Origin of the sequence: Tritonibacter sp. SIMBA_163 (assembly GCF_046535935.1) — a bacterium.
GTDB classification, from domain to species: Bacteria; Pseudomonadota; Alphaproteobacteria; order Rhodobacterales; family Rhodobacteraceae; genus Epibacterium; species Epibacterium scottomollicae.
The window spans coordinates 1-231 of record NZ_JAWJBP010001485.1 but is presented as its reverse complement, the minus strand read 5'-3'; the positions used below and the strand labels follow the sequence as shown (position 1 = coordinate 231).

Genomic DNA, 231 nt, shown 5'->3' with positions numbered 1-231 from the left:
CCAGCACCTGGATCTTCACGATTGCGCGGAACAAGCGCATCGATGCGATCCGCCGTGACAAGCGCCCGGAGTTGGATCCGGAAGATCCCGCCATCGTCCCGGAGCCGGAAACGCCGGCGGACCAGCAGGTCGAGGCGAGCCAACGCCAGGAACTGCTGCGATCGGCCGTCGAACGCCTGCCCGAGGAGCAGGCCCGGCTGCTGCGTCTGTCGTACTTCGAGGACAAGTCAC

General features: G+C 66.2%; 1 protein-coding gene. It reads left to right on the top strand.

The window, feature by feature from the left end; all coding sequences use genetic code 11:
* The coding region (locus R0J92_RS27225; RefSeq protein ID WP_411053979.1) for an RNA polymerase sigma factor at window positions 1-231 on the top strand (231 nt) is incomplete at both ends.